Below are 25,960 nucleotides of genomic sequence, written 5' to 3' on the forward strand. Positions count from 1 at the left end.
GCCGCGTTCACGCGCCCGGCGAGCGGCACGGCGAGCAGCCCGGCGGACGGCCCGGCAATTCGCCCGGCGGACGAGGCGCCGGGACGGCAGCTGATCGTCGCCCTCCGTACGGTGCACCGGGCCGACGAGGGGCTGCTGCTGGGCGGCGCCCTGGAGGCGGCGTGGGAGGCACTGACGGGGACGGCGCCGGCGGGCTGGGGTACGGCCGAGCCCGTCAACCTCCCCTGGTCGCCACGGCAGTTGACCGATCTGGCCCGGGAGCGGATGCCCGAGCCGTCGCAGCTGGTCGTCGTCGGCACCCCGGACCGGCCGGCCATGGCGACGGTCCGGGTGACGCGTACGACGAAGGGTGTGGAGGAGGACGTGGTCCTGACCGTCGGATACGCGGCCGGCGAGGACGTGCCGCTGGACCGGATCGAGCCGCTGGCCGACACGCTGGTCCGGGAGCACGGGCTGCGGACCCTGCTGACCTCGGTGCGGGTGGCGCGCGCCGACCTGACGACCGCTCCCCGCCTGGAGGGGCCGCCGATCCCGTACGCCTTCACGCTCGGCCCGGACGACGTGCACACCATCGGGCTGGACCACGCGCGGCGGCCCCCGGTCGAGGTCCGGGCGGTCCATCTCGGCCCGACGGCCCGTCCGGCGCTGCACTACCCCCTCGGGGACGGTGAGGACACCGAGGCGTGGGGGCGGCTCCAGCAGCTCACGGCCCATCTCAAGGGTGATCGTTCCCAGCCATCCGCCCCTGCTCGGCAAGGGTGACTCGCGTCACTAACACAACGACCAATACCACCAGTACGAGTTCTGACCGGCAAAGGATGTACCGGCCTGACCTGGGTCTCTAACCTCCCGGCAACAGCTGCCAGAAGGCACGCGCCAGGAGGAGAACCATGGCCAGATCCAGCCACGTCGGCACCGGGCACACCATCGGCCCCGTCATCGGACCGGCGTCCGTGTACCGGCGTCCCGTCCGGCGCCCCCTCGCGGCGGCGTTCGCCGCGACCCTCGCGCTCGGCACCCTGGGCGCCTGCGGCGGTGGCGACGCCGACGCGCCGAAGGTGGCGGAGAACAAGATCTCGGCGGGCCAGGTGCCGGACTACTACCCGGCGGACTACGCCGACCTGATCGCGGCGGCGGAGAAGGAGGGCGGCAAGCTCACCGTCTACTCGAACCTCGGCGACGAGAACATGGCGCCGATCGTCCGGGACTTCAAGAAGAAGTACGACTTCATCAAGACCGTCTCCGTCAACGAGCTGGACAGTGACGAGCTGTTCCAGAAGACCCTGTCCGAGAACGCTGCCGGTTCCTCCCCGGCGGACGTGCTGATCTCCAGCGCGGCGACCGCGTGGGCGGACTTCTCGGCCCGCGAGGACACGGTCCTGGAGTACAAGTCGCCGGAGCTGGAGGAGCTGGGCGAGAGCGCGGAGCTGCTGCCGAGCGTGTACTCGATGTCGCAGGACCCGATGACGATCGCGTACAACACGTCGCTGATGGAGACCCCGCCGACCAGCCTGACGGACTTCGCGAAGATCGTGACGTCGGACGAGGACAAGTACAAGAACAAGGTGACGGTCCGCGACCCGGAGGGCTCGTTCGGCTTCACGGTCACGCGGGCGCTCACCGAGGGCAACCCGGAGTCGTGGGAGGACCTGGAGAAGATCCTTCCGCTGACCCGCCCGGAGACCTCCTCCGGCACCCAGTTGGAGAAGATCGTCGCAGGTGAGTACACGGCCGGCTTCCTGATCAGCGCCTCCCCCGCCTACCCCGTGGTGGAGGACAGCGCGGGTCTTGTGAAGATCGTCTTCCCGAAGGACGGCACGGTCGTCCTGCCGCGCGGCCTCGGTATCGCCGCCGAGGCGCCGCACCCGGCGACCTCGAAGCTCTTCCTGGACTTCGCCCTCTCCGACGAGGGCCAGCGCGCGGTCGCCGAGGGCGGTCTGGCCTCGTACCGCGAGGGCGTGAAGGGCGAGGGCCTGCACACCTACCAGGAGGTCGTGGACGCGGTCGGCGAGGAGAACATCATCCACGTCGAGTACGAGCCGGTCTCGAAGGACGACTCCGAAGCCTGGCTGGAGCGCTTCGACGGACTCCGCAAGTAGTCCGTCAGCAGGCAGCCACCGGGACGATCGGAGTCAGAGCACATGTCAACCCTCACCCAACCGCCGCGCACCCCGGCGGACGAGTCACCGGCGGAGACGTTCGAGCCCCCGCGCTACCGCCGCCCCCTCGGCATCGGACGGGACACGGTCGTCCAGTACGCGGTCCTGGCGTTCCTCGCCGTCCTGGTGCTGGCCCCGATCGTCCCGACCCTCTACCAGAGCATCCGCAACCGCCCGCTCTACGAGGCGGGCGGGGCCTTCACCCTCAGCGGCTACACCGACCTCTTCACCAAGGCGGGCTTCGGTGAAGTCGCCCTGAACACGCTGCTGTTCGCCTCGCTGACGACGATCCTCAGCCTGGCGATCGCCATCCCGATGGCGATCGTGGTGGTCCGGACGAAGCTGCCGGGCGGCCGGCTGGTCGCGCTGGCGATGCAGTGGCCGTTCTTCATCTCGTCGCTGATCCTGGGCTTCGGCTGGATCATCATGTACGGCCCGGCCGGGTTCGTCAGCGTCAAGGTGCAGCAGGTCTTCGGCGGGGTGCCGTGGAACCTGTACTCGATCCCCGGCATGGCGCTCACGGAGGCCGTGGCGCTCGCCCCGATCGCGTACGTCTTCTGCGCCAACGCGCTCCGGCAGTCGGACGCCTCGCTCGAATCAGCCGCGCAGGTCTGCGGTGCCGGTCCCTTCCGCATCCTCGCCCAGGTGATCGTGCCGCTGCTGCGCCCCCCGATCGTCTACTCGGCGATCCTCGTCTTCTCCGTCTCCATCGAGACGCTGAGCGTGCCGCTGCTGTACGGCCAGCCGGTCAGCATCGACGTCTTCTCGACCTTCCTCTACCACAACGGACTTCAGTCGGTGGACCCCGACTACACGATGCTCGGCGCCGCCTCCACGGTGATCCTCGTGCTCACCCTCAGCCTGGTCGCCGTCCAGGCGAAGCTGCTGAAGGACGCGGCCCGGTTCGTGTCCGTGCGCGGCAAGGTGACCCGGCCGCGCAAGCTCGACCTGGGCTGGCTGAAGTGGGTGAGCATCGCGTGCATCTGGTTCTACGTGATCGTCGGCGCCCTGATCCCGATCGCGGGCCTGGTGATGCGGTCCTTCACGCTCGTGTTCACGCCGCTGCAGTCGCCGTTCAGGACGGTGACGACGAAGAACTACGAGCTCGTCTTCGACTCCGACAACTACGTGCAGTCGCTGTGGAACAGCCTCGTCGTGGCCGGCGTCGGCTCGGTGGTCGTCAGCGTCCTCGCCGTGTTCGCGGTGATGGTGGCCCGCCGCTCCACGTTCAGGTGGGGCCGGGCGGTGGAGTATCTGGCCCTCATCCCCCAGTCCCTCCCCGGCATCATCATCGGTATCGGCTTCTTCTGGGCCTTCGCGCTCGCCCCGTTCGGGATGGGCTCGGTCCTCCAGGGCACGATCTACGCCGTCGTCATCGCCTTCGGCATGCGGGCCCTGCCCAGCGCGTTCGGCTCGGTCGCCCCGGCGATCATGCAGATCGGCGGTGAGCTGGACAACGCTGCCCGGGTCTCCGGCGCCGACTGGCTGATGACCTTCTTCCGCGTCCTGCGGGCCCTGATCACACCGGCGTTCGCCGGAGCCCTGGTACTCACCTTCGTGATCATGCTCAAGGAGTACTCCCCGGCCGTCTTCCTCAGCTCGGCCGACAACAACATCCTCGGCACCACCATGCTCAGCCTCTGGACGCAGGGCAGGGCCGGATCCGTCGCCGCGCTGGCCACCCTCCAGATCGGCATCACCGCGGTCTTCGTCGCACTCGCGGGACTGCTCATGAAGGGAAAGCACCATGCCTGAGGTGACCGTCAAGAACCTCGCCAAGACGTTCGGCGACAACTCCGTCCTGCGGGACGTCACCTTCACCATCAAGGACGGCGAGTTCTTCACGCTGCTGGGCGCGAGCGGCTGCGGCAAGTCGACGACGCTGAACTGCATCGCGGGGCTTGAGCAGCCGACGGAGGGCTCGATCGCGGTGGGCGGGAGACCGTTCGTGGACGCCGGGGCCGGGATCTTCCTTCCCCCCGAGGAGCGCAACCTCGGCATGGTCTTCCAGTCGTACGCGCTGTGGCCGCACATGACCATCGCGAAGAACCTCGCGCTGCCGCTCACCATCCGCAAGGTGCCGAAGGACAGGCAGAGAACGCTGATCCACGAGGCTCTGGACAAGGTGGGGTTGGCCGCGCTCAGCGGTCGCTACCCGCACCAGCTGTCAGGTGGCCAGCAGCAACGGGTCGCCCTGGCACGGGCGTTGGTGTACTCGCCGTCGGTCCTGCTGCTCGACGAGCCGCTGTCGAACCTGGACGCGAAGCTCCGCGAGCAGGCGCGTGCCTGGCTGAAGCGGCTCCAGGAGGAGCTGGGCATCACGACCGTCTACGTCACCCACGACCAGGACGAGGCCCTCGCGCTCAGCGACCGGATCGCCGTGATGGAGGGCGGCAACATGATCCAGATCGGCACCCCGCACGAGATCTACGAGCGGCCCGCGGCCCCGGCCGTCGCCGCGTTCGTCGGCCGCTGCAACTTCCTCACCGGCAAGGTGGTGAGCCTGGACGGCACCCGGCACACCGTGCTCCTCGACGCCGGCGGGGAGGTCGTACGGGTCGACAGCGACCGGCGCGTCCCGACCGGTGACTCCGTGACGGTGGCCGTCCGCCCCGAGCGCCTGGAGGTCGTCTCCTCGGCCGAGACCCCGGCCGGTGTGAACCGGCTCGACACCCAGGTCATCACCAGCTCCTACGTCGGCTCCCGCTACGAGTACGACGTCCGCCTCGGCGACCAGGTGGTGCAGGTGCTGAGCAGCAACGGGGGGCTCGCGGGCGAGGTGGCGCTGGTCTTCGACCCGGGGCACGCGCTGCTGTACGCGGACAAGGTCGAACTGCCGGAGGATCAGCGGGACTTGCTGACCGTCACCGCATGACGTGCGGCTTCTGAACCATCCTCCCCTCCCCCGGTCCCCTGGAAGGCCGTCGAGCCCGGCCTTCCAGGGGACGCCCTCATGAGCGGTGTCTACCGGGACACGGCAGCCAAGAGCGGGGCGAGGCTGCCCGACACCTCCGTTGTCTGCCCGGTCGCCGCCGGGTGAGGCTGTGGCCATGAGAATCGGCGCGACGCTCCTCACGTTGTCCCTGGCCCCGTTGCTGGCCTGCATCCTGGTGTTCGCCGTGTGGCTGCCCCAGGACATGAACCGCTACGAGGAGTACGGGGCGGCCGAGCCGTGCGGCGCCGACGCCCCGGCGAAGGAGTGGGAGGACTGTCTGCGTACGGTCTCCTTCACCGTCGACAGCACCCGGAACACATCGAGCAGAAACGGCGGTTACCGGGCGGCCCTGTCCGGCGCGCCCCTCTGGAACCGGACCGTGGAGTTCGGCGGCCCGGACCCGCTGTTGGAGCGCCTGCGGCCGGGGGACCGGGTCACCGGCACCGTCTGGCGCGGCGACATCACCGCGCTCAGCCGGGGAGGCGTCCGGCAGAGCACCTCCGGGGAACCCCGCGACGAACCCCAGATGACGGCCGCGATCGGCACGTTCGCGGGCCTTCTGGCGGCTCTGGGGTTCTGGCTCGGCGCGATGCGGCTGACCCGGCCCCACGACCGCGAGACCTTCACCTGGGCCCAGTACGGCAAACCACTGCTCATCGCGCTGCTCGTCGCCTGCTGCGGCGTGGGGCTGCCGTTCGTGTGGCTCGGCCTCCCGTGGTGGCTCGTGCCCGCCGTCGTCGTACCGCTCATGGTGTACACGGCCGGGCTGGTCCACCGGTACCGACAGCCGCGTGCCGCTCAACAGCCGGCTCCGGTACCGGAGTAGACGCAGAGACAAGCAGCCACGGGACTCATCGATAACGACATCTGCGGAACTCGCGCCGCATTCTGGTCATTCCCGCTCTCCGAGCGGACTGTTCCGTTCCCCGTCCTCCGGCCCCTGATCCAGGAGATACATATGTCCCGTGCTCTGAAGGCCGCACGAAGAACCGCCGCGGCGGTGCTCGCACTCGGTTCCGTTCTGTTCCTGTCCCCGTCGCCGGCTCAGGCCGCGGGTTACCAGGAGCTGAAGAACGTGGAATCCCGGAAGTGCCTGGCCATTGCCCACTCCGATCCCGGATTGGCAGTCAGTCCGATCCAGTGGACGTGCAACAACGACGATGAACAGCGGTGGGAGCTGCGTCATGTGAAGGACGAGTGGTACCAGCTCGTCAACAAGGCCACTCAACGGTGCCTCACCGGCGTCAACGACGGCATCAAGCCCTTCCAGCTCTACTGCAGCGAAACCGACAGTCACCTCTGGCTCAAGGACAGCATCGGCCGACTGCGCAACAACCGCTACGACTACTGCCTGGCCGTTCCCCACTCCAGCCACACCAACGGCGTCGAGCCGGTCATGTGGACCTGCACCCTGGACTACGACCAGCGCTGGACCTGATCAGCCAGACTCCCGAGCCGGGAGGAGCCTGACCAGGGACAGCCAGCGGGGCAGGTCGATCTCGGCCAGGACGGTCTTGCCGGGCGGGTCGCGGTCCAGCACCTGCCAGCGGTCGGCGAGCGCGCCGACGAGGGTCAGGCCCCGGCCGCCGTCGTCGAGCGGGCTCGTCGGCCGTATGGCGCCGGGGCCGGGCGGATGGCGTTCGGCGCGGGTGTCGGTGACCTCGATGCGCAGGGAGCCGGTGGGGAGGGAGAGGCGGAGTTCGAAGTCCCGGCCGGGGACGCGGCCGTGGGTCACCGCGTTGGCCGCCAGCTCGGCCACGACCGCCGCCGCCCTGTCGGAGGCGTCCGAGCCGTGCGGGATGCCCCAGGTGTGCAACTGGTTCAGGGCCAGGTGCCTTGCCAGCCGGGCCCCTAAGGGGGTGGAGCTGAAGCGCTGGGTGAACACGTGCACGGTGACGGGGTGTTGCTGGGCGGGCGGTGCGGTCATGCCGCCAATGTGACCGCCCCGACCGCCGGTTCACCAGCACCGGGCCGCGTACGCTGCGCGAGCGTACGCGGTCACTCAATGGACGGTACTGGTGACGCGCTGCGACCATGGGCGTTGAACGGTGTGGTTCGGCGGGCGGGTGCGCGGGAGGTGGCCCATGGTGGCCGACAGCGGCGGCGGCATGGCGGCGACGGGGATGGGCGGCGGGGAGCCGGAGGCGTCCGACAGTCTGCGGACGTTCGGGGCGATGGTCCAGGCGTTGCGGGAGCACGCGGGGCTGGGCCGGGAGGAGCTGGCCGACGTCATCGGCTACTCCAAGCACATGGTGGCGTCGGTGGAGTTGGGGCGGCGGATGCCGGACGCGGCGCTTGTGGAGGGGGTGGATCGGGCGCTCGGAAACACCGGGGCGCTGGTCCGTGCGGCTCAGCATCTGGGGAGGCAGCCGGGATTGGCGGCTTGGTTCAGGAAGTGGGCCGGGCTGGAGGCGTCGGCGATCGTGCTCCACACCTACGAGTGCCGCCTCGTTCCTGGGCTGCTGCAGACTGAGGCGTACGCGCGGACGCTGTTCAACAACCAGTTGCCGCCGCTGGGCGAAGAACAGGTGGAGGCCCAGTGGGTGGCTCGTGCAGAACGCCAGCGGCTGTTGCGGGAGCGGCCGAACACCGAGTTCAGCTTCATCCTGGAGGAGGGGCTGTTCATCCGGCGTACGGGCGGGCCGGAGGTGACACGCGAACTCATCGATCACGTACTGGAGATCGCCGATCTACGGAACATCGAGATTCAGGTCATGCCCCAGGTACGGGAGACTCACGCTGGGCTCGATGGCCCCATGCGCCTGCTGGAAACCTCGGAAAACCGCTGGTACGGCTACTGTGAAGGGCAACGAGGCGGCCTGCTCGTATCCGACGCGAAAGAGGTCAGCGTCCTGCAGAGGCGATATGCCAGGATGCGATCACAGGCTCTCACCTCCGAAGACTCCGTGAGCCTGTTGCGGCGGATGCGAGGAAACCCATGAGCAGCTCCGAACTGACCTGGTTCAAGAGCAGTTACAGCGGCGGAGACGGCGACGACTGCGTCGAAGTGGCCCTCTCCTGGTTCAAGTCGAGCTACAGCAGCACCGGCTCAGGCGACTGCGTCGAAGTGGCCGTCGCCCTCCCCCACACCATCCACATCCGCGACTCCAAGCACACCACCGGCCCCCTCCTCACCCTCTCCCCCACCGCCTGGGCCGACTTCGTCCCGTACGCCGCCGCTCAGGACTGACCCCGACATGATCGGAACGGTCTTCCGGAGCGACGACGTGCCGAAGGAGCACCGGTTCGAGTACTGGGGCGAGTTGATGCACCGGGCGATCGCGCCCAGTCACATGAGCAGCCTGTTCGCCGACGACTTCTGGGCGGAACAGCGGCTGATGGAGCTGGGCCCGGTGCTGGTGTGGCCGACGTCGCACCTGCCGACGGAGTTCCGGCGTACCGAGAAGCAGGTGCGGCAGTCCGACCCGGAGATGTACCACCTGTCGCTGGTGCTCGGCGGTGACCTGGGGTTCGAGCATGTGGGGCGGGCCGAGGCGTACGGCCCGAGCGACCTGTGGCTGAGCGACACGTCACGGCCGTACGAGGTGCACCTGCCGGCCGACCGGGGCCGTCAGGTGATCACGGGGGTGGGTGTGGACTTCCCCAAGGCGCTGGTGCCCCTGCCGCCCGCTCGCATCCGGCAGTTGCTGGGGCGGCATCTACCGGGACGGGAGGGGGTGGGCGCCCTGCTGACGGGGTTCCTCGCCGGCCTGGAGCGTCAGGGCGACATCCTCCAGCCGTCCGACGCGCCCCGCCTCGGCACCGTCCTGATCGACCTGCTGTCGGCCTGGTTCGCGCAGGTGCTGGAGGCGGAGGACGCGCTGCCGCCGGAGACCCGCCAGCGGGCTCTGGCGACGCGCGTACGGGCGTTCATCCGCCAGAACCTGCACGACCCCGAGCTGGCACCGCCCGTGATAGCGGCCGCACATCACGTCTCACTGAGCTATCTGCACCGGATCTTCCAGGAGGACACCCCCGGCGAGACGGTCGCGGCCTGGATCCGCGTCCAGCGCCTCGAAGGCGCCCGCCGCGACCTGGCGGACCCCAGCCTCGCCTCCACTCCCGTCCACACCATCGCCACCCGCTGGGGGATGGTCCGCGCCTCCGACTTCACACGGGCGTTCCGGAGCGCGTACGGGGTGTCACCCATGGAGTACCGCGTGCTGGCACAGGCGGGGGCCGTGCGGGAGGCGGGGTAGACCCGTCGACAACGTGCCCGTGGACGCACAGGTAACGACAGCCCCAGGACCCGCCGGGCATGCTGATCAGGCTTTTGCCGCACAACTCCCTGACCAGGAAAGCGAGTCACACCCCAACCATGTCCAACAAGATGCGCAAGATGATGCTCGGCGCCACGGGGTTCGCGCTCGCGGCCACGTCCGTACTGTTCTCGTCGCCGACGGCCAGTGCTGTCAATGAGAACATGAAGATCACGAACGGAAACTCCGGAAAGTGCCTGGCGGTTCCCGGCAGCAGCGAGGTCAGCGGAAGGGCCGTGGCTCAGTGGGAGTGCACCGCCAACCACGACCAGATCTGGTACGCCCAGAGGCTCTCAGGAGGAAACGGGGACCGCGTTCGCCTCATCAACTACAACAGCAAGATGTGCCTCGCCATCGCAGCTGAGAGCAACGGGGCCGCCGCCATCCAGCGGACGTGCAGCGGCAGCGAACAGCAGGCCTGGATCTGGGACTCCGCCGATCGGCTGCGCAGCGTCAGCAGCGGCTACTGCCTCGCCGTTCCCCACTCCAGCAAGGCGAACACGGAGCTGGTCCAGTGGACCTGCACGCTCGGCAGCGAGCAGAGATGGATCGGAGACGGCATCATCGTGATCGACCCGTCGGCGTCGGGCTGACCCGGGTACTCCACGAGGCAAACCCTTGCTCACCTCCCTTTCCTCCCGTACCGAGTGATGGATCACCGCCGCGGCCGGGGGCACCCTGACCGCGGCGTTGGCATCACTGTTCCCCGCGAGGAAGGGCAGGTGGAAGGTGGTCCTGCCCGTCCGTCAGCGATTCAGGTCCATGACCCCGACCCCGAGTCCCCGATAGGCGTCCGGCTCCACCGTGGCGATCAGCGCGCCCATGGGAATCGTCTGGTTCGGTCTGGCGGCGTGGACCGCGGCCGAGGCGCCGTGGGAGACGCCGGCGCGGCTCAGGTCGGCGATGGTGACCGCCATGGCGTAGTCGTCGTCGAGGACATGCAGTACGTCCACCAGTACGCCCACGTGCTCCACCATGCCCGAACGCAGACGCTCGGCTTCCAGGAGACACAGAACAGGCACCCACAGGCGAACGTCATCGCTCGCCGCCGCCGCGTGGACGAGACCGGAGACCTGTTTGTCGCCTCCCAACGCCAAGAGAGTCGGGGTGTCGAGGACGTAGTGCTCGGTATGACTCAACGGGACGACTCCGCTTCGGCGAGAGCTACCCGGTGAGCCGCGGTGGCCTCCCGCATCTTGCGCCGCATCTCGGCGGACTCCTCGTCGGACACGTCGTGTCCGAACCGATCGGCGAGCAGGGCACGGGTACGGTCGGCCCGTTCCCTGATCTGCTCGGGAGTCAGCGTCTGCGCCGCTATGTCCTGCATCAGCGCACGAAGGCTCGTGCCGCGGGCCTCGGCCACGGCGGCGAGTTGATCACGGACTTCGGCGGGCACGCGGATCATGACATCGGGCATGCGGCGAGTATACGTGACGTATACATCCCGCGCGCCGGAGCAGGGCCCCGCGAACCCTCTCCGCCAACTCCGGCTAGAACGCGCTCAGCCCGTAGCGGGCCAGCACCCAGTGCACCGGCTGGAAGAAGGTCCGGTACTGGTTTTGGGCGCTGTTGCACGACGCGTCCTTCGGAGTGTTGGTCGCGGAGGCAATCCCGAGCGCGTCGGTTCCCGCCCACAGAGGACCGCCGCTGTCTCCGGGCAGGGCGCAGTGCGAGGTCTCGATCATATTCTTCATGACCTTGCCGCTGGGGAAGGTGAGGGTCACGCTCGGATTGATCACCTGGCCCACCAGGTCGCTGCTGACGGCGCCGGCGCGCTTGACGGACTCACCGTCCTCCGGATAGCGGGAGTCGGTGATCTCGAACGTGGCGCCGGCCGCCCGGACCGCCCCGTAGGCGGCGACGTCGTCGTTGAGGTACTCGATGACGGCGTAGTCCTTCTCGACCTCGCCGAAGTCCCACCATTCCGTGCGCTTGCCGAGGTAGACGCCGCCGGCCTCCCGGTGCCAGAACCTCTCGTCGTCGGTGCTCGCGCAGTGCCCGGCAGTGAGGAAGTACTTCTTGCCGGAGGAGTCACGGACGTTGAACCCGAGGGTGCAGGGCGTGGGGCCGTACGGCGCCACGATGCCGATGCCGCCGAGGGATTCGTAGGCGGTCTCCTTGATCCCGCCGGGCAGCTCCTCGACACGCACCCTGTCGCCGTAACCAGCGACGAGATCGGTGAGGCGCTTACGGTCGGCGGCGGAGACGCCGTCGAAGATCGACACGGTCACCTGGTTGGTGCTCTGGTCGACGCCCCAGGCGGTGTTGGGGATCGGGTCGGTGTCGGCGATCCGCTGGTCGAGGGTGGTGCGCACGGAGTTCAGGTCGGCGGTGCTGTGCTCGACGACCTTGGCGGTGCCGCCCTGGGCACGGACGGTCCGCGCGGCGGCCTCGTCCGTGACCGCGACGACGAGCTGCCCGTCGCCGTCGTAGAAGGTGCCGCCGGTACGGTCGGCACCTATCGAGGCGACCAGCGCTCTCACCTGGGCCGGTCCGGCCATCGAGGCCGGGGCCGGGGCGGCGTTCGCGGTTGGCCCGCCCAGCACCGCGAACAGGCTGCAGATCGCCACTGTCATCGACGTGCGAGGGGTCGGCAGTCTTCGCATGGATCGCGCCTCCGTGGGCTCCGTGAGCAGGGACCACGGCGTGATTGATCGCCGTGCACGGAAGCAGCATGCGCCGTGGGCACCACCGTTGTCACTGGCAGAAGATCCACAGAAGTCTTGCCTCTGCGTCCACTCCCGCTCACATGATCCGTGCCGCCGCCCGGACTTGATACGCCGACGGCCTGCCGCCCCCGCGGACAGGCCGTCGTCACCACCTCGCCGGCTCGCTACGCCGCGTGCTCCACGAACCGCGCCGCCGTCTGTGCCAGCAGTTCGCGCCCGTCCCCGGCCCACAACTCGTCGTTGAACAGCTCGACCTCGATGGGGCCGGTGTAGCCCGCCGCCTCGACGTAGGACTTCCACTCGCGCATGTCGATCGCGCCGTCGCCGATCTGGCCCCGGCCGGTCAGGACGCCCTGGGGCAACGGGGTGATCCAGTCGGCGAGTTGGAAAGTGTGGATGCGGCCGGAGGCGCCCGCGCGGGCGATCGCCGCCGGGGCCGTGTCGTCCCACCAGATGTGGTAGGTGTCCACGGTCACGCCCACCTGGTCCGCCGGGAAGCGCTCGGCGATGTCCAGCGCCTGGGAGAGCGTCGACACCACGCAGCGGTCCGAGGCGAACATGGGGTGCAGCGGTTCGATGGCCAGGCGTACGCCGTTGGAGGCGGCGTAGGGGCCCAGCTCCGACAGCGCGTCCGCGATGCGTTCCCGTGCGCCGTGCAGGTCCTTCGAGCCCGCCGGGAGGCCGCCCGAGACCAGGACCAGCGTGTCCGTGCCCAGGGTCGCCGCCTCGTCGATCGCCCTGCGGTTGTCGGCCAGCGCCGCCGCCCGCTCCGTCGGGTCGATCGCCGTGAAGAAGCCGCCCCGGCAGAGGGTCGTGACCGACAGACCTGCGCCGCGGACCAGCTTGGCGGTGGCGTCCAGGCCGTACACCGCCACCGGCTCGCGCCAGAGGCCCACGCCCCCGATACCCAACTCCACGCAACCGTCGACCAGTTCGGGCATCGAGAGCTGCTTGACCGTCATCTGGTTGATGCTGAAACGCTCAAGTCCGGTACTCACTGGGCCACTCCGTACACCGCGAGCAGGTTCTTCATACGGGTCTCCGCCAGCGCCGGGTCCGGGAACAGGCCCAGGCCGTCGGCGAGTTCGTAGGCGCGCGCGAAGTGCGGGAGGGAGCGGGCCGACTGGAGGCCGCCGACCATCGTGAAGTGCGACTGGTGGCCGGCCAGCCACGCCAGGAACACCACGCCCGTCTTGTAGAAGCGGGTGGGGGTCTGGAAGAGGTGCCGGGAGAGCTCGACGGTGGGGTCCAGGAGTTCCCGGAAGCCCTTCGCGTCGCCCGTGTCCAACACCCGTACCGCTTCAGCCGCCAGCGGGCCCAGCGGGTCGAAGATGCCGAGCAGGGCGTGGCTGAAACCCTGCTCGTCGCCCGCGATCAGCTCGGGGTAGTTGAAGTCGTCGCCCGTGTAGCAGCGGACGCCGACCGGGAGCCTGCGGCGGATGTCGATCTCGCGCTGGGCGTCCAGCAGGGAGACCTTGATCCCGTCGACCTTGTCCGGGTGGGCGGCGATGACGGCGAGGAAGGTGTCCGTGGCCGCGTCGAGGTCCGACGAGCCCCAGTAGCCGTCCAGCGCCGGGTCGAACATGGGGCCGAGCCAGTGCAGGACGACCGGTTCGGTGGCCTGGCGGAGCAGGTGGCCGTAGATCTCCAGGTAGTCCTCGGGGCTCGTCGCGGCGGCGGCCAGCGCGCGCGAGGCCATCAGGATCGCCTGGGCACCCGACTCCTCGACGAGCGCCAGCTGCTCCTCGTACGCCTTGCGGATCTCGGCAAGGGAGGCCGGGCCGGTGAGCTGGTCGGTGCCCACGCCGCAGGCGATACGGCCGCCGACCGACTTCGCCTCGGCGGCACTGCGGCGGATCAGCTCCGCCGCGCCCGCCCAGTCGAGGCCCATGCCGCGCTGCGCGGTGTCCATCGCCTCGGCGACGCCCAGGCCGTGCGACCACAGGTGGCGGCGGAAGGCGAGGGTGGCGTCCCAGTCGACGGCGGCCGGGGAGTCCGGGGACACGTCCGCGTACGGGTCGGCGACGACGTGCGCCGCCGAGAAGACCGTACGGGAGGTGAAGGGGGCGCCGGTGGAGAGGGCGAGCGGTTCGGTGCGGGGGGTGTAGGGCTTCGACAGCCCGTCCGCGCCGGGGAGTCGGATCGTCACAGCGAGATCTCCGGTACGTCGAGACGGACGCCCTCGGCCGAGGACTTCAGGCCCAGTTCGGCGAGCTGGACGCCGCGGGCGCCGGCCAGCAGGTCCCAGTGGTAGGGCGCGTCGGCGTAGACGTGCTTGAAGAACAGCTCCCACTGCGCCTTGAAGCCGTTGTCGAACTCGGCGTTGTCCGGCACCTCCTGCCACTGGTCGCGGAAGGAGTAGGTGGCGGGGATGTCGGGGTTCCACACCGGCTTGGGGGTGGCGGAGCGGTGCTGGACACGGCAGTTGCGCAGGCCTGCCACCGCCGAGCCCTCCGTGCCGTCGACCTGGAACTCCACCAGCTCGTCACGGTTGACGCGGACGGCCCAGGACGAGTTGATCTGGGCGATCGCGCCGCCGTCCAGCTCGAAGATGCCGTACGCGGCGTCGTCGGCCGTGGCGTCGTACGGCTTGTCCTGCTCGTCCCAGCGCTGCGGGATGTGGGTGGCGGTGAGAGCCTGGACGGACTTCACGCGGCCGAACAGCTCGTGCAGCACGTACTCCCAGTGCGGGAACATGTCGACGACGATGCCGCCGCCGTCCTCCGCACGGTAGTTCCAGGAGGGGCGCTGGGCCTCCTGCCAGTCGCCCTCGAAGACCCAGTAGCCGAACTCGCCGCGGATGGAGAGGATGCGGCCGAAGAAGCCGCCGTCGATGAGACGCTTGAGCTTCAGCAGGCCCGGGAGGAAGAGCTTGTCCTGGACGACGCCGTGCTTGATGCCGGCGGCGTTCGCGAGGCGGGCCAGCTCCAGTGCGCCGTCCAGGCCCGTCGCGGTCGGCTTCTCCGTGTAGATGTGCTTGCCCGCCGCGATCGCCTTCTTGAGCGCCTCCTCGCGGGCCGAGGTGACCTGGGCGTCGAAGTAGATCTCGACGGACTCGTCGGCGAGGACCTCGTCCACGTCCGTGGTCCAGTGCTCCAGGCCGTGCTGCTCGGCGAGCGCCTTCAGTACATGCTCCCGGCGGCCGACGAGGATCGGCTCCGGCCACAGCACGGTACCGTCGCCGAGATCGAGGCCGCCCTGCTCGCGGATGGCGAGGATGGAGCGGACGAGGTGCTGGCGGTAGCCCATGCGCCCGGTCACGCCGTTCATGGCGATCCGTACGGTTTTGCGTGTCACGGCCGGTCCTTTCGTTGGTGTGCGTTCGTTTCCGCGTACGCGTCCGGCGCCGCGTACGCCCGACGAAAGGGTGAGCGTTACAGCAAGCGCTTTCTATCCAATGAGAAGCTAGCCTCTGAGCAGCGGTCTGGACAAGACCGCGAGGGGGTCGAGTTGTTCGAGGGGGCGAACGGTGATCGCGGCCGTAAGGTTCCCCGACAGCCCGAACATCACGCGCACCGGAGGACGAGCAACGATGACTGTGACCCTGGCGGACGTGGCGGCCCGTGCGCAGGTGTCGCCCGCGACCGTATCCCGGGTGCTGAACGGCAACTACCCGGTGGCCGCGTCCACGCGCGAGCGGGTGCTGAAGGCCGTGGACGAGCTGGACTACGTCCTCAACGGGCCCGCGAGCGCGCTCGCCGCCGCCACCTCCGACCTGGTCGGCATCCTCGTGAACGACATCGCCGACCCCTTCTTCGGGATCATGGCCGCGGCCATCCAGTCCGAGATCGGCGGGCCGGGCGGGCGTGCGGGCGGTGAGCGGCTGGGTGTGGTGTGCAACACGGGCGGCTCCCCCGAGCGCGAGCTGACGTATCTCACGCTGCTCCAGCGGCAGCGGGCCGCCGCCGTCGTGCTGACCGGTGGGGCCATCGAGGATCCCACGCATCTGGCCGCCGTCGGCAACAAACTGCGGAAGCTGGCGGAGGCCGGGACGCGGGTGGTGCTGTGCGGTCGGCCGCCGACGCCGGAGGCCATCGCGATCACCTTCGACAACCGGGGCGGCGGTCAGCAACTCACCGAGCATCTGATCGGGCTGGGGCACCGGCGGCTCGGGTACATCGCCGGGCCGCAGGAGCGGACGACGACCCGGCACCGCCTGGAGGGGCATCGGGCGGCGCTGGCGGCGGCCGGGATCGAGGACGATCCCCGGTGGACGGTGTACGGGCGCTACGACCGGCTCTCCGGGTACGAGGCGACGCTGGAGCTGCTGCGGCGGGATCCGGCACTGACCGCCGTGGTCGCCGCCAACGACACGGTGGCGCTGGGCGCCTGTGCGGCGCTGCGCGATTCCGGGCTGCGGATTCCGGACGATGTCTCCGTGGCCGGGTTCGACGATCTGCCGTTCAGCATCGACGCGGTGCCCGCGTTGACGACCGTGCGGTTGCCGTTGACGGAGGCGGGGGCCCGCGCCGGGCGGATCGCCATGGGGCGCGAGGAGCCGCCGCCGGGTGGGATCGCCACGGTGCGGGGGGAGTTGATGGTGCGGGGGTCCAGTGGGGGGCCTCGGGAGGCCTGAGGTAGGTGAGGCCGGGGGGCTTGGGAGGGTTGAGGCCCGGGAGTCCGGAGCAGGATGAGGCACGGGGACCTGCGGCGCTAGAGACTCAGGAGTCCTGCGGCGGATGAAGCCTGGGAGTCCTGAGAGGGATGGGGTCGGGAATCTTGAGGGGCGGGGTCGACGGCCACCGCCCCGTCGGCCGTTGCCGCTCCGACGGACAGGCAGCGCGCGGTGCTCGGTCGCGCGTCGCCGACCAGGCGGAACAGCGGCCCGGAGTGACGTCTTCGGCCTGTCGTGCCTGGTCGGCCAGCAGTCGGCTCGGCTTGCATGAGGCAGGGCAAGCCGAGCCGGTGAACCGCCGGTGGTCGAGCGCACGTGATCAGTCGCGGCGGATCAGTTCCGGGTCGATGCGCCGTCCCACGAGCGGGAGTGTTCCGAGGGCGGACAGCGCCGCCACGCCCGCCGCCGCGAGGGCGAGCACCGGGAGGCCGGCGAAGTCCCAGTAGATCTCGCTGCCTCCGGTGATCAGATAGCAGGCCTCGGCGAGCTTGCCCGTCGCGAGTGCCAGTACGAGTCCGATACTCAAGGGGAGCGCGACCTGTACGCACTGCACGGTCCGCATCGTCCGCGCCCGTGCGCCGATCAGCGTGATGGCGGTGACCTGGGCGCGCCGCTCCACCGCCCGGTCGGTCGCCGAGACGACGAAGGCCGCGGTCCCGATGACCAGGCCCATGATCATGCCGACGGCGAGCAGGGTTTCGAGGACGGCGATCTGCTGGAGGCCCTCGATGTTCACGCCGACGGGGTCGACTTCGGCGGTCGGGATGACGGTGGCGATGCCGTCGAGGACCTTGCGGACCTGGTCGTGGTCAGAGCTGCTGGTAAGGACGTACTGCGCCGCCTCCGGGCGGGCCGTGGCAGGCAGCGCCGACGGCGGGATGAGCACCTCCGCTCCACCGACCCCCGACGGGCTGTACCCGCTGTAGGCGATTTTGTCCTTCGGAAGTGTCAAGCTCAGGGTCTTTCCCTGACCGCCTTCTGGTATACGGAAGACTAGGGAGTCACCGGGGCGCGCGCCCTGACCGGTACCCGCGTTCGGGTCGCTGAGCCGCATCACCTTGCCGTCCTCGCAGCCCTCGGAGTGCCGTACCAGCTTGGCCAGTTGGCCGCAGGTGGCGACGACGGCGCTGGCCCAAGGCTGGTCGGCAGGACCTTCGGGATCAGTCCAGGACATCATCGTTACCGCATGCGCGCGTACCCCCGGCACGTTGGCGAGCCTGCGCTGTTGCTCCGTGGTGAGGGTGGACAGGACGATGGAGTAGTCCTGCACGGGAGCGGACGGCCGGGTGACCTGTTCCAGCTGGATGAGGACGCCTTGGGCGAGGGAGGCGGAGAAGACGAGCAGTACGAGACCGGTGACGACCCGCATGGTGCTGCCCGGCTCGACCTCGTTGCGGCGCATCGCCAGATTCAGGGTGAGGGACTGGGTGGTTCGCGCCAGTCGGCGGGCGAGGGCGTAGGAGATCAGGGGCAGCGTCAGCACCAGTCCCAGGCCCGTCAGCAGAATGCCTGCCGGCATGACCAACGCGTTCAGGCCGAGGCTGTTAGCGGGGTGGTCGGTGAAGCCGGTGGCGCAGTAACCGACGACGATGCCGAGGCCGGTCACCAGAAGCAGACCGCCCCACTTGGTGGGGCGCTTGGGGGCGGCGGTACGGCGTACCGCCAGTGGGCTGGCGGCGGCATCGCGTGCGCTGGCCCGGCCGACGAACCAGGCGAGGAGCGGGGAGCCGATCAGGCAGACGGCGATGGTCGTCACGGACAGCGCGCCATCGGCCGGGTACCACCGCAGGCTGGGCAGTCCGGTCCGGGTCATCACCTGGTTGAGGACCCAGTACTCGCCGAGGCCGAGAATCGCGCCGAGCAGGGCCGCTACGACGGTTTCGGCCGCGTTGACCCGCTGGGTTCCCTTGGCGCTCAGGCCCAGCAGACGCAGGGAGGCGAGGCGGCGGTTCCGGCTGGCGGCGGAGAGCCGGGCGCAGACGGAGAGGAAGATGCCGAGAGGGAGCAGGACGAGTGATCCCAGGGCGAAGCGGATGTACGTCCGGGTCGAGGGTTCGACGGCGGGGATGGGTGCGTAGCCGTATCCCCAGCTCTTCAGGGTGCGGCCCTCGTCGGCGATCTTGTCGCGGGTCGTGCCGATGTAGGCGAACAGTTCGTCGGGGTGGGCGAGCCCTGTCGCGCCGATCAGGCCCTTCTCGTCGCCGGGCAGGAGTCCCGCGACCGCAGGCCGGTCACGGAGCAGGTCGTGTGCGCGGGGGGAGAGGAACACCTCGCCCGGGTCCGGGAGTTCCTTCAGCCCTGGCGGGGCCGGGTCGGCTCCCTTGGTCCCCTTGGCGATGAACACCCGGGTGAACGATTTGGAGCCGTAGGGGTCGGAGCGCTGGAGGACCAGCGTGGAGCCTGCGGGCTGTGCGGAAGCGGACCGTGGCTGCCGTGCGGCGGCCCTGCCGTCGTGTGCGTCGAGGATCTGCGGGATGGTGAGGACGAGGGCGAGGCAGCAGACCCCGACGGAGCCGCCGGCCGCCATGAGAAAGAAGCGGATACGGTTGCCGCGGCCGGCACCGAACAGCAGGCGCAGCCCGAGCAGGAACTCCCTCACGCCGCACCCCGGGGGGTGAGGACTCCGTCGGACATCGCGTAGTGGCTGTCGGCCTGCGCGGCGACGGCGGGGTCATGGGTGACCAGGATGACGGCGGTGCCCTGGGAGCGCGCCAGATCGAGGAACTCCTTCAGCACGGCGGAGGCGTTGGCACTGTCCAGGGACCCGGTCGGCTCGTCGGCGAACACGACGGCCGGGCGGTGGACCAGGGCCCGTGCGACGGCGACGCGCTGGCTCTGTCCGCCCGACACCTGCGACGGGCGGCGCTCGCGCAGTTCGCCGAGGCCCAGCCGGGTGAGGACCTCGCCGGCGGTCGCGAGCGCGGGCTTCTTGCGCTGCCCGGCCAGACGCAGTGGCAGGGCGGTGTTCTCCTCGATGGTCAGTTCGGGAAGCAGTTCGCCGTACTGGAAGACGAAACCGAAGCGTTCACGGCGCAGCGTGCTGATCTCGTCGTCGGTGAGATCGCCGAGCGACTGCCCTTCGAACCGCACCTGCCCGCGCGCGGGCAGCAGCACTCCCGCGAGGCAGTACAGCAGCGAGGACTTCCCCGAACCGCTCTGCCCGGTGATGGCCACGACCTCGCCCCGGGAGATCGAGAGGTGGGCGTCGCTGACAGCCAGTTGCTTGTCGTAGCGAAGGTCGACACCCTTGGCCGAAAGGACTTCTGACGTACTGATGGCTTCCCCCAAAGAAGCGACCGGGCCCAGAGGTCAACCTGGGCCCGGTACTTGGCGGTGCGCTTTCGCTTACCGCTGGTAGTGCTTGGTGGCCGAGCAGTTGTCCGGGTTGAACGAACCCTTGTCACGGCAGACGCGGATGTACGCGTCGTCGGTGTATTGCTGCGGGGCCGCCCAGTTGAGGTGGTTCAGCGATACGGTCTTCTTCTGCTTGCCGTTGTAGCGGTTCCAGTCGTACCCCTCGACCTTCACCTGCATGTACACGTTGTGGTCGTCGTCGTGGTCGTCATCCTGGAGCTTGCCGGCCCACTCGAAGGCGCCGTGGTTCTGCCCCGACGGGTGCCACTTGTACTCGCCGTGGTGGAACTTCGCACCGCCGGTCGACATCGTCGGAATGTTGTGCCACGAGGCGGCGACCGCCGTGCCCGCCCCCATGGCGAAGAGACTCACCGCAAGGGCACCTACTGCCAACTTACGCATATTTCCTCCCGTTTTTTATTCTTTTGTGCGGCCCTGGCGGTCAACCAGAGCGGCTGTGAAGCTAACACCGGCCAAAGAGGGGGATGGGGATGATCAGTTCGATCTTGCCCCTATCTGCCCGGTCTCCCGGCGGGCGCTCTTTGCGGCAACTTTGCCCTCACCTTGCATGAACATGACGTTCCGCTGCGCCGCGAGCCGCGCCGTCCCAGTGGCGACCCGCCGAATGACCGGCTCATCAATCCCGACGCGGCAATGGCGACGTCTTCACCGGGCGACGTCTTCACCGGGCGACGTCTTCACCGGGCGACGTCTTCACCGGGCGGGCCGAGGTCCGCGCGGGAGACCACGCTCGGTCGGCCCGGATTCCCTCCCCCAGCGGGATCGCCCACACCAGCGGCGATCACACAGCGTGACGCCTCGGCGCGCGACAGTTATCACTCCGCCTTACGTTGGGCGGGAGGGCCATCACCTCACCCGCCACCACCAAGGAGAAACCGTGGCCGCCAAGGACAAGGGCAGCATGGACAAGATCAAGGGCAAGGCCAAGGAGATGACCGGCAAGGTCACCGGCAGCCGGGAGCAGCAGGCCGAGGGCCAGATGCAGCAGGCGCGCGGCGAAGCCAAGAAGATGAAGGGCAAGGCGCAGGAGCGCGTCCAGGAGACGCAGCGCTCGGCGAAGCGCGACGGCATGTGAGGTCGCGTCGCGCGTACGCGTGACGAGTACCGCCGAGGACCGGAGTCTGCCGGTTCCCGGCCGGTGGATGGGGGCTCCCGAGGGCATGGGAGCCCCCATCGCCATGAGCGCCGCGACCGGCGCCTTCGCCCACCGCCGTTGATCGCCGCCATGACCACCATGAGCAGGGGTCCACAGGTGAGTGCTCGCGCATCACGGGTACCCGGCGCCCATGGAGACCCGGGTGACAGGACCGGCGCTGCCGGAGAGCAGGGGCCGGATCTCGGCCGGGGTCGTGGGGTTTCTGCGGGGCAAGGGGGCACTGCCCGACAGCCGGGAGATCGCCGGGGCCCACCCCTTCGGCGACGATCTCCAGCTCGCCCTGTACCTCTGCTACGAACTGCACTACCGGGGTTTCGCCGAGGTCGACGCCGGCCTCGAATGGGACCCGGAGCTGCTGCGCTGCCGGGCGGCCCTGGAGTGGCCGTTCCTGGAGACGCTGCGTGACCGGGCGACCCGGCATGTGAGCGCCCGGGAGGCGCTGGACGACCTGCTCGTGGAACCGGCGGCCGGCGACAACGCCGGTGTCGGTGACTTCCTCCAGGACGAGGCCGAGCTGTGGCAGGTGCGTGAGTACGCGGCGCTGCGGTCGCTGTACCACCTGAAGGAGGCCGATCCGCACGCCTGGGTGCTGCCCCGGTTGTGGGGGCGGGCGAAGGCGGGGATGGCCGCGATCGAGTTCGACGAGTTCGGCGGGGGCCGGGCCGAGCGGGTGCACGCACGCCTCTTCGCCGACCTCATGACCGACCTGGGGCTCGACCCGGCGTACGGCCGTTATGTGGACGCCGCCGGTGCCGAGGCGCTCGCCCCGGTGAACCTGATGTCCCTCCTCGGGCTGCACCGTGCCCTGCGCGGTGCCCTGGTCGGGCACTTCGCGACGGTCGAGATCACCTCCTCCCCCGGCTCCCGGCGCCTCGCCCACGCCATGCGGCGGACAGGGGCCGGCGCCGCCGCCGAGCACTTCTACGACGAGCACGTCGAGGCCGACGCCGTACACGAGCAGATCGTCCGGCGGGAGGTCGTCGCCGGGCTGCTGGAGGAGGAGCCGCAGCTGGACGCCGACGTGGCCTTCGGCGTCGACGCCACCAACCATCTGGAGGACGCCCTCGCCGACCGCCTTCTCGGAGCGTGGAGGGCGGGCCGGTCGTCCCTGCGCACGCCGGTCTGACGATCGGATGACCGGCTCCCCTGCTCCCCCGACCCCCTGTCCCTCCCCCACCGACTCCCCTACCTGGAGGCCCATCCCCGTGATCCTCCTCTCCCTCCCCGTGTCCCTGCCCGGCGTCTACGCCCCGCAGGACGACACCGAACTCCTGGTCCACGCCCTGGGGCGCGAACCTGTCGCCCCGCGGGCCCGAGTGCTGGACGTCGGTACGGGGACGGGCGCCGTCGCACTGGCCGCGGCGCGGCGGGGCGCGCTGGTCACGGCGGTCGACATCTCCTGGCGGGCCGTACTCAACGCCAAGGTCAACGCCGTACTGGCGCGGCTGCCGATGACGGTCGTACGCGGAGACCTGCTGGGCCCCGTGTCCGGGCGTTCCTTCGACCTCATCCTGTCCAATCCGCCGTACGTGCCGGGCCCGGAACCGGCGCGGCGGAGCGGGCCGGGTCAAGGGCCGGGCGCCGCACCGAGGCCCGACAGGCTCAGCCCCGCGAGGGGAGCCGCGCGGGCCTGGGACGGCGGGTGGGACGGCCGGCTCGTGCTGGATCGGATCTGCCGGGACTCGCCACCTCTGCTGCGCCCCGGCGGGGTGCTGCTGCTGGTCCACTCGGCGCTGAGCGGCGCGGAGCGGACGCTGACGCAGCTGCGGGCGGCGGGGCTGCGGGCCGACGTCGTGGAGCACCGCCGGGTCGCGTTCGGGCCCGTCCTGCGGTCGCGGAGCGACTGGCTGCGCGGTCGCGGGCTGCTGCGGGCCGAGGGGGACGGCGACGGCGGCAGCCACGACGGCATCGGCGACGGCGGCAGCCACGACGGCATCGGTGACGGCGGCAGCCACGACGGCATCGGTGACGGCGACGAGAAGGAAGAGCTGGTGATCATCCGTGCCGAGAGTCCCCGCTGAACGCCGCCGCGTCACCCTGCAACGCCCTGGCCCGCTGCTGGTCGAGGGGCCGGTCGAGGTCACATTGGACGACGGTACGACCGTGTCGTCGGACCGCTTCTGCGTGGCCCTGTGCACCTGTCGTCGCAGCCGGATCTACCCGTGGTGCGACACCAGCCACCGGCGCCGTGCCCAGCCGCCGCCGACCGATGCCGACGACCCCGGCAGCCCCCAGCCGCCGCCCGTCTGAAGGGACCCCGAAGCCATGCGGCCCAAGGAGCACAAGCGGCCGGTGCAGCGGTCGTACCGGATCGGGAGCGCGCCGCAGGAGGGCGAGCATCCGGCGCCGGACGGGGACAGTGCCTCTGCCACGGCTCCCGCTTCGGCCCGGACGGGAGCATCGTCCTCGGGAACATCGCCCAGTGGCCGGCTTCGCAGCCGTCGGAGCGGCGGGACCTCCGATGCGGCCGCGGGTCCGTGGGGGCTGGTCGCGGCCCGCGGCGGAGCCGCGTTCCAGCCACGGCCCGCGCCCCTGAGAACAGGGGTGCACCCCTGTCCCGCCGCCCCCGTCAGCCGGCTGGAGTCTTCCGGCCCCCACCCGACAGCCGACCCGCACCCACACACCCCGGCAGGGTGCCGCACATCGCCGGCCGACGTGTACGGTCCGAAGGCATGAAGCTCGCGTTCTCCACCCTCGGTGTCCCCGGTCTCCCCATCGCCGACGTCGTACGGCTGGCCGTCACGCACGGCTATCACGGCGTCGAATTGCGCGCCCATCCCGAGGAGCCGGTGCATCCGGGGATCGGGGCAGACGAACGGGCCGAGGTGGCCGCCGAGTTCAAGGCGGCGGGCGTGGAGATCCTGGGGCTCGCCGGGTACGCGCGGGTCGCGGCGCCGGGCGAGGACGGGCCCGTACTGGACGAGATCCGCCAACTGCTGGACCTGGCAAAGGACTTGGGCGCCCCCTTCGTCCGTGTCTTCCCCGGCGCCGACCTGGCCGGCGGCCAGAGCGTGCGGGAGGCCGACGCGATCGCGGCCCGGCGGCTCGGTACGGCGGCGGAGGACGCGGCCGACCGGGGCGTACGGGTCCTGCTGGAGACCCATGACTCGCACCGCACCGGCGCCGACGCGATCCGCGTGCTCGGCCCCGTCGGCCACGGCAGCGTCGGCTCGCTCTGGGACGTGATGCACACCTGGCTCGGCGGCGAACAGCCCGCCGAGTCCTACGCCGCTCTCTCCCCCTTCCTCGGCTACGTCCAGGTCAAGGACATCGCCTCCCCCGACGACACCACCCCGCTCCCGCTCGGCGCGGGCGTCCTCCCGCTCGGCGAGTGCGTCGAACTCCTCTCCCGCAAGGACTGGGACGGGTGGCTCTGCTGGGAGTACGAGAAGCGGTGGTACGAGGGGGCCGCGCCGCTGCCGGAGCTGCTGGCGGCGGGCCGGGAACACCTCGGACGACTCCTCAACGACGCGGCGTAATCCAATGGCCTGAGCTTGAGGAGACAAGCGAAACCCGGCAGGACATCAAGCTCAGGCCGCTTCCCGCAGGCATTGTGACCGCGAATCAGTATCGACTCACACAAAGTCGATCACCCGTTGAATAAGTACCGTCAGTAACTCTTGGAAAACGGAGCGCTGCGGTACGCGCTTACAGCAGACTTACCTCCCGCAACAGCCATGCACAACTGGCCATGGATCGGGGGGTCTTGGCATATGCAAGGCACAGTAGACGGTTTCAGTTACGGTGCGGTCACCCCAGTGGCGGCCTATGTCATGGCCTGCCTGGGCGCGGCGCTCGGACTGCGCTGCGTCGTCAGGTCGGTCTACAACGAACAGTCCTGGAAGCCCGGCTGGCTGGCCCTCGGGGCCGCGTCGATCGGCTGCGGCATCTGGACGATGCACTTCATCGCGATGATCGGCTTCCGGGTCAAGGAGAGCGAGATCCACTACGACGTCGGGCTGACCGTGCTCAGCCTCGTCGTGGCCGTCACCGTCGTCGGCATCGGGGTCTTCGCCGTGGGCTACCGCGGTGTCAGCCGGTCCACGCTCTGCTCGGCGGGGTGCGTCACCGGGCTCGGGGTGGCGGCCATGCACTATCTGGGCATGGCCGCCATCCAGTTGAACGGCTACATCCAGTACGACATCGCCGTCGTCGCCCTCTCCGTCGGCATCGCCATCGTCGCCGCGACCGCCGCGCTCTGGGCGGCCGTGTCGATCCGGGGCTTCCTCACCAGCCTGGGCGCCAGCCTGGTGATGGGGGTCGCCGTGTCCGGGATGCACTACACGGGGATGGCCGCGGTGGGGGTGCATCTGCACGGCACGGCCCCCGGCGCGTTCACCGGTGAGTCACCCACGTCGATCCTCCTGCCCATGCTCATCGGACCGGTCATCTTCCTGCTGCTCGCTGGTGTGGTCGTGATGTTCGACCCGATGCTCGTGCTGGGTGAGGGCGACTGGGACCGGTCCGCCGTCCGTCGGCGCGAGCGCGAGCGGGAGCGGCAGCGGCCGGAACCTCCGCAGTCCTGGCGCGCCGACCGCCCCGACGTACCGCTGCAGCACCCGGACGACTCCCCCGGCTCCCTCTTCGACCCCTCGACCCGCCGGGCCCGGCAGCAGCCGCAGGAACAGCCCCAGCCGCAGAGCACCGGACGCCGGATCCAACAGTGGTGAGGCCACTCGGTGAGACCACTCGGTGAGACCGTTGCCACTCGGTGAGACCGGCCGGTGAGATCGTTCCGAGAAAATCAGGCAGCCGATGTCACAGCGATCGCGTGGGCGGTGTCTTGAGGTCG

27 protein-coding genes are annotated in these 25,960 nt (G+C 69.9%); 17 read left to right on the forward strand and 10 right to left on the reverse strand.

Features of this window, described 5'->3' with window-relative positions; genetic code table 11:
- From AWZ10_RS33905 to AWZ10_RS33930, 6 genes are all read left to right on the forward strand, one after another.
- Positions 1-762, forward strand: a 762-nt coding sequence (locus AWZ10_RS33905) for a DUF6177 family protein (RefSeq protein WP_244172633.1), incomplete at its 5' end; no start/stop codon positions are given.
- Between the two features lie 128 nt (positions 763-890).
- The gene (locus AWZ10_RS33910) at positions 891-2,099 is read left to right on the forward strand and encodes an ABC transporter substrate-binding protein (protein WP_046704076.1); all 1,209 of its coding nucleotides are present in this window, start codon (positions 891-893) and stop codon (positions 2,097-2,099) included.
- Between the two features lie 42 nt (positions 2,100-2,141).
- Positions 2,142-3,914 (forward strand): ABC transporter permease, encoded by a 1,773-nt coding sequence (locus AWZ10_RS33915; protein WP_046704077.1) that lies wholly within the window; start codon positions 2,142-2,144, stop codon positions 3,912-3,914.
- Positions 3,907-5,034, forward strand: coding sequence for an ABC transporter ATP-binding protein (locus AWZ10_RS33920; RefSeq protein ID WP_046704078.1), 1,128 nt, complete (start codon positions 3,907-3,909; stop codon positions 5,032-5,034). The genes AWZ10_RS33915 and AWZ10_RS33920 overlap by 8 nt, the downstream gene beginning before the upstream one ends.
- Before the next feature lie 175 nt (positions 5,035-5,209).
- On the forward strand, positions 5,210-5,920 hold the full coding sequence (locus AWZ10_RS33925; RefSeq protein WP_244172634.1) for a hypothetical protein: 711 nt from the start codon (positions 5,210-5,212) through the stop codon (positions 5,918-5,920).
- A 132-nt stretch (positions 5,921-6,052) separates the two neighbouring features.
- Positions 6,053-6,532 carry an RICIN domain-containing protein gene (locus tag AWZ10_RS33930; protein WP_052769556.1) on the forward strand — a complete coding sequence of 160 codons (480 nt, stop codon included), beginning with the start codon at positions 6,053-6,055 and terminating at the stop codon, positions 6,530-6,532.
- On the opposite strand, the gene AWZ10_RS33935 is transcribed toward AWZ10_RS33930, so the two are convergent.
- A complete protein-coding gene (locus AWZ10_RS33935) occupies positions 6,533-7,021 on the reverse strand; it encodes an ATP-binding protein (protein WP_060892923.1) in 489 nt (162 codons plus the stop codon). It abuts the gene before it with no gap.
- 157 nt (positions 7,022-7,178) lie between these two features.
- On the opposite strand from AWZ10_RS33935, the gene AWZ10_RS33940 reads away from it, so the two are divergent.
- The 4 genes from AWZ10_RS33940 (at position 7,179) to AWZ10_RS33955 (ending at position 9,946) form a co-directional block, all read left to right on the forward strand.
- Positions 7,179-8,036 carry a helix-turn-helix domain-containing protein gene (locus AWZ10_RS33940; protein WP_078935281.1) on the forward strand — a complete coding sequence of 286 codons (858 nt, stop codon included), beginning with the start codon at positions 7,179-7,181 and terminating at the stop codon, positions 8,034-8,036.
- The gene (locus AWZ10_RS33945; protein WP_046704081.1) at positions 8,033-8,284 is read left to right on the forward strand and encodes a DUF397 domain-containing protein; all 252 of its coding nucleotides are present in this window, start codon (positions 8,033-8,035) and stop codon (positions 8,282-8,284) included. The genes AWZ10_RS33940 and AWZ10_RS33945 overlap by 4 nt, the downstream gene beginning before the upstream one ends.
- Positions 8,285-8,291: 7 nt before the next feature.
- Positions 8,292-9,293 carry a helix-turn-helix domain-containing protein gene (locus AWZ10_RS33950; protein WP_060892924.1) on the forward strand — a complete coding sequence of 334 codons (1,002 nt, stop codon included), beginning with the start codon at positions 8,292-8,294 and terminating at the stop codon, positions 9,291-9,293.
- Positions 9,294-9,412: 119 nt separating this feature from the next.
- On the forward strand, positions 9,413-9,946 hold the full coding sequence (locus tag AWZ10_RS33955; RefSeq protein WP_244172635.1) for an RICIN domain-containing protein: 534 nt from the start codon (positions 9,413-9,415) through the stop codon (positions 9,944-9,946).
- A 153-nt stretch (positions 9,947-10,099) separates the two neighbouring features.
- Here AWZ10_RS33955 and AWZ10_RS33960 read toward each other — a convergent pair whose 3' ends face one another.
- The 6 genes from AWZ10_RS33960 to AWZ10_RS33985 form a co-directional block, all read right to left on the reverse strand.
- Positions 10,100-10,492 carry a PIN domain-containing protein gene (locus AWZ10_RS33960; protein WP_060892925.1) on the reverse strand — a complete coding sequence of 131 codons (393 nt, stop codon included), beginning with the start codon at positions 10,490-10,492 and terminating at the stop codon, positions 10,100-10,102.
- On the reverse strand, positions 10,489-10,770 hold the full coding sequence (locus tag AWZ10_RS33965; RefSeq protein WP_046704084.1) for an Arc family DNA-binding protein: 282 nt from the start codon (positions 10,768-10,770) through the stop codon (positions 10,489-10,491). Before AWZ10_RS33965 ends, AWZ10_RS33960 begins: the two co-directional genes overlap by 4 nt.
- 73 nt (positions 10,771-10,843) lie before the next feature.
- Positions 10,844-11,959: a S1 family peptidase gene (locus AWZ10_RS33970; RefSeq protein WP_079104545.1), complete on the reverse strand. Its 1,116-nt coding sequence runs from the start codon at positions 11,957-11,959 to the stop codon at positions 10,844-10,846.
- A gap of 227 nt (positions 11,960-12,186) precedes the next feature.
- Positions 12,187-12,984, reverse strand: a complete 798-nt coding sequence (locus AWZ10_RS33975; protein ID WP_060892942.1) for a sugar phosphate isomerase/epimerase family protein — start codon at positions 12,982-12,984, stop codon at positions 12,187-12,189.
- 32 nt (positions 12,985-13,016) lie between these two features.
- Positions 13,017-14,171: a dihydrodipicolinate synthase family protein gene (locus AWZ10_RS33980; RefSeq protein WP_060892927.1), complete on the reverse strand. Its 1,155-nt coding sequence runs from the start codon at positions 14,169-14,171 to the stop codon at positions 13,017-13,019.
- A complete protein-coding gene (locus AWZ10_RS33985) occupies positions 14,168-15,319 on the reverse strand; it encodes a Gfo/Idh/MocA family protein (protein ID WP_046704088.1) in 1,152 nt (383 codons plus the stop codon). Before AWZ10_RS33985 ends, AWZ10_RS33980 begins: the two co-directional genes overlap by 4 nt.
- Positions 15,320-15,554: 235 nt before the next feature.
- On the opposite strand from AWZ10_RS33985, the gene AWZ10_RS33990 reads away from it, so the two are divergent.
- Entirely contained in the window at positions 15,555-16,598 is a 1,044-nt protein-coding gene (locus tag AWZ10_RS33990) for a LacI family DNA-binding transcriptional regulator (RefSeq protein WP_060892928.1), read from the forward strand.
- 358 nt (positions 16,599-16,956) lie between these two features.
- Here the strand turns inward: AWZ10_RS33990 and AWZ10_RS33995 are convergent, their stop codons facing one another.
- The 3 genes from AWZ10_RS33995 to AWZ10_RS54275 are packed head-to-tail and all read right to left on the reverse strand — an operon-like array spanning position 16,957 to position 20,363.
- Complete coding sequence (locus AWZ10_RS33995) at positions 16,957-19,236, reverse strand: FtsX-like permease family protein (RefSeq protein WP_060892929.1); 2,280 nt, start codon at positions 19,234-19,236, stop codon at positions 16,957-16,959.
- On the reverse strand, positions 19,233-19,925 hold the full coding sequence (locus tag AWZ10_RS34000) for an ABC transporter ATP-binding protein (RefSeq protein WP_234360619.1): 693 nt from the start codon (positions 19,923-19,925) through the stop codon (positions 19,233-19,235). Before AWZ10_RS34000 ends, AWZ10_RS33995 begins: the two co-directional genes overlap by 4 nt.
- 57 nt (positions 19,926-19,982) lie before the next feature.
- Positions 19,983-20,363: a hypothetical protein gene (locus AWZ10_RS54275; protein WP_234360620.1), complete on the reverse strand. Its 381-nt coding sequence runs from the start codon at positions 20,361-20,363 to the stop codon at positions 19,983-19,985.
- Positions 20,364-20,889: 526 nt separating this feature from the next.
- On the opposite strand from AWZ10_RS54275, the gene AWZ10_RS34010 reads away from it, so the two are divergent.
- The 6 genes from AWZ10_RS34010 (at position 20,890) to AWZ10_RS34035 (ending at position 25,838) form a co-directional block, all read left to right on the forward strand.
- Positions 20,890-21,087: a CsbD family protein gene (locus AWZ10_RS34010; RefSeq protein ID WP_037703320.1), complete on the forward strand. Its 198-nt coding sequence runs from the start codon at positions 20,890-20,892 to the stop codon at positions 21,085-21,087.
- A gap of 211 nt (positions 21,088-21,298) precedes the next feature.
- Complete coding sequence (locus AWZ10_RS34015) at positions 21,299-22,294, forward strand: iron-containing redox enzyme family protein (protein WP_046709340.1); 996 nt, start codon at positions 21,299-21,301, stop codon at positions 22,292-22,294.
- 7 nt (positions 22,295-22,301) lie between these two features.
- Entirely contained in the window at positions 22,302-23,189 is an 888-nt protein-coding gene (locus AWZ10_RS34020) for a methyltransferase (RefSeq protein ID WP_079104546.1), read from the forward strand.
- A complete protein-coding gene (locus AWZ10_RS34025) occupies positions 23,170-23,418 on the forward strand; it encodes a CDGSH iron-sulfur domain-containing protein (RefSeq protein ID WP_060892930.1) in 249 nt (82 codons plus the stop codon). Before AWZ10_RS34020 ends, AWZ10_RS34025 begins: the two co-directional genes overlap by 20 nt.
- Before the next feature lie 422 nt (positions 23,419-23,840).
- The gene (locus AWZ10_RS34030; RefSeq protein ID WP_046709347.1) at positions 23,841-24,647 is read left to right on the forward strand and encodes a sugar phosphate isomerase/epimerase family protein; all 807 of its coding nucleotides are present in this window, start codon (positions 23,841-23,843) and stop codon (positions 24,645-24,647) included.
- 234 nt (positions 24,648-24,881) lie between these two features.
- Complete coding sequence (locus tag AWZ10_RS34035) at positions 24,882-25,838, forward strand: MHYT domain-containing protein (protein WP_060892931.1); 957 nt, start codon at positions 24,882-24,884, stop codon at positions 25,836-25,838.
- The last annotated feature ends 122 nt before the right edge of the window (positions 25,839-25,960 follow it).

Origin of the sequence: Streptomyces europaeiscabiei, assembly GCF_001550375.1 — a bacterium.
Taxonomy (GTDB): Bacteria; Actinomycetota; Actinomycetes; order Streptomycetales; family Streptomycetaceae; genus Streptomyces; species Streptomyces europaeiscabiei.

What these genes read in the sequence shown, in the direction of transcription:
- AWZ10_RS33910 (WP_046704076.1), top strand. Translation starts at nt 891, where the DNA reads ATGGCCAGATCCAGCCACGTCGGCACCGGGCACACCATCGGCCCCGTC.
- AWZ10_RS33915 (WP_046704077.1), top strand. Translation starts at nt 2,142, where the DNA reads ATGTCAACCCTCACCCAACCGCCGCGCACCCCGGCGGACGAGTCACCG.
- AWZ10_RS33920 (WP_046704078.1), top strand. Translation starts at nt 3,907, where the DNA reads ATGCCTGAGGTGACCGTCAAGAACCTCGCCAAGACGTTCGGCGACAAC.
- AWZ10_RS33925 (WP_244172634.1), top strand. Translation starts at nt 5,210, where the DNA reads ATGAGAATCGGCGCGACGCTCCTCACGTTGTCCCTGGCCCCGTTGCTG.
- AWZ10_RS33930 (WP_052769556.1), top strand. Translation starts at nt 6,053, where the DNA reads ATGTCCCGTGCTCTGAAGGCCGCACGAAGAACCGCCGCGGCGGTGCTC.
- AWZ10_RS33935 (WP_060892923.1), bottom strand. Translation starts at nt 7,021, where the DNA reads ATGACCGCACCGCCCGCCCAGCAACACCCCGTCACCGTGCACGTGTTC.
- AWZ10_RS33940 (WP_078935281.1), top strand. Translation starts at nt 7,179, where the DNA reads ATGGTGGCCGACAGCGGCGGCGGCATGGCGGCGACGGGGATGGGCGGC.
- AWZ10_RS33945 (WP_046704081.1), top strand. Translation starts at nt 8,033, where the DNA reads ATGAGCAGCTCCGAACTGACCTGGTTCAAGAGCAGTTACAGCGGCGGA.
- AWZ10_RS33950 (WP_060892924.1), top strand. Translation starts at nt 8,292, where the DNA reads ATGATCGGAACGGTCTTCCGGAGCGACGACGTGCCGAAGGAGCACCGG.
- AWZ10_RS33955 (WP_244172635.1), top strand. Translation starts at nt 9,413, where the DNA reads ATGTCCAACAAGATGCGCAAGATGATGCTCGGCGCCACGGGGTTCGCG.
- AWZ10_RS33965 (WP_046704084.1), bottom strand. Translation starts at nt 10,770, where the DNA reads ATGCCCGATGTCATGATCCGCGTGCCCGCCGAAGTCCGTGATCAACTC.
- AWZ10_RS33970 (WP_079104545.1), bottom strand. Translation starts at nt 11,959, where the DNA reads ATGCGAAGACTGCCGACCCCTCGCACGTCGATGACAGTGGCGATCTGC.
- AWZ10_RS33975 (WP_060892942.1), bottom strand. Translation starts at nt 12,984, where the DNA reads ATGACGGTCAAGCAGCTCTCGATGCCCGAACTGGTCGACGGTTGCGTG.
- AWZ10_RS33990 (WP_060892928.1), top strand. Translation starts at nt 15,555, where the DNA reads ATGACTGTGACCCTGGCGGACGTGGCGGCCCGTGCGCAGGTGTCGCCC.
- AWZ10_RS34015 (WP_046709340.1), top strand. Translation starts at nt 21,299, where the DNA reads ATGGAGACCCGGGTGACAGGACCGGCGCTGCCGGAGAGCAGGGGCCGG.
- AWZ10_RS34020 (WP_079104546.1), top strand. Translation starts at nt 22,302, where the DNA reads ATGACCGGCTCCCCTGCTCCCCCGACCCCCTGTCCCTCCCCCACCGAC.
- AWZ10_RS34030 (WP_046709347.1), top strand. Translation starts at nt 23,841, where the DNA reads ATGAAGCTCGCGTTCTCCACCCTCGGTGTCCCCGGTCTCCCCATCGCC.
- AWZ10_RS34035 (WP_060892931.1), top strand. Translation starts at nt 24,882, where the DNA reads ATGCAAGGCACAGTAGACGGTTTCAGTTACGGTGCGGTCACCCCAGTG.